We start from the raw sequence: 1347 nt of genomic DNA, 5'->3' as shown, positions 1-1347 counted from the left end.
ACCTTAGCGTGTCTGTGGGAACCGCTCTTGTTCTGACCCCTACTGTGAAAGCGGCTCGGTCATTGCCGTCTCAATACTGCGTTTCCACCACATAGCCGGTGCGCCCGCTGCAGGGGTATCCGGCGGGTGACTGGTGCGGCCTTAGAGAACTGTCGCGCGTTTGGCGGCGGAATTTCTTCCGGCAGACAGGGCACTCGTAGACGTATGTCGGGCCGCTCGAAGCACGTCCCATGGCTCGGACGGCCCGGGGCCGGACGGAGTGGGGACGGCTGATCGCCATGCCGCCGAACGGGCTTGCCCGCTGCGCTGGCGGCACGCTCACGGGGCCGGACGGCGTCAGTTCCACCGCATAGCGTGGAACGAACGACTGGCTGGTTGCGCGCGCGCCGGTGATCCGGTCCACCCGGTAGCTCCGGTGCTCGTTCTTGTCGAGATTGAAGGCATGGAGGACGATGTTGCCGTCGCTCGTGCGGCGCAGCGAGTAGGGCTCAATGCGCCGGGTGGAGCCCTGATAGTCCAGCATGACGCAGAGCCTGTTGCCGCCCGCGAACCGGATGATCTCAAGGTGCGTCTGCGCTGCATTCGGAATGTCCAGTCCGAGCGTGCGTCCATGGATAACGGACTCGCCCGCGGCCAGCGCGTAGGCAGGCAGCGCAATCGGCGCCTCTGCCCCGGCGAGCCAGGCAAAGAAGTCTGGCAGGACGTCCCAGAAATCGGCGACGGGCGGCAGCGCGGGCAGTTGATGCGCAAGCATGTTCTCCCAGCCGCCTTCGAGACCGTCGCGGTGGATCGCAAGGTCCTCCAGCTTCGGCACGGCAATGCCCTTGAATTCACATTTCTGGCGCAGGACATCGAGGAGCGCGGCTGCAGGAGGGCGCGCCTCGCTGTTCCGGAACAGGTTCACAACGTCATAAAGATCGCGCGGCCTGGTCCGCTCGGCGAGGGCCCGCACCTTCTCGCCAAAGGCTTCCTCGTAACTGTACGCCAGGACCTCAAAGCTGGCTTCCTGCGCGTCGCTATACGCGTGAAACACCGGCACCCTGACAGGCGGCAGCACGATCCGCTCATCGGCCGTGAGCTCGAGTTTGCTGCGCGTCAAACGGATGACGTCGACGTTTGGTGAAACCGGCCCCTTGTAACTCAGTTTGCCCTGGCAGGAGACGTTGCCACGCGGATTGTCGAAAAGATCGAAGCTCTGCCCTTCGGTTGGCATTTCAAGGCCCGACCGCTCGTAGACCCACTCGCCGATCTCGGCGAAAACCCGTTTGAGGAACGCTTCCTCAAGATGCGACGCGTCCGCCAGCGTAAAGTCGAGGTCCTCCGAAAAGCGATAGGTCTCGAAGTAAC

General features: G+C 63.7%; 1 protein-coding gene. It reads right to left on the bottom strand.

Annotated features, from left to right (window positions below; genetic code table 11):
• Positions 1-70: 70 nt before the first annotated feature.
• On the bottom strand, positions 71-1347 hold a 1277-nt coding region (locus FJ980_RS32030), incomplete at its 5' end, for a nucleotidyl transferase AbiEii/AbiGii toxin family protein (protein ID WP_140547493.1).

Source organism: Mesorhizobium sp. B1-1-5 (assembly GCF_006443065.1).
GTDB lineage: Bacteria > Pseudomonadota > Alphaproteobacteria > Rhizobiales > Rhizobiaceae > Mesorhizobium.
The sequence above is the reverse complement of the archived record's forward strand: the minus strand, read 5'-3'. Positions and strand labels throughout refer to the sequence as shown.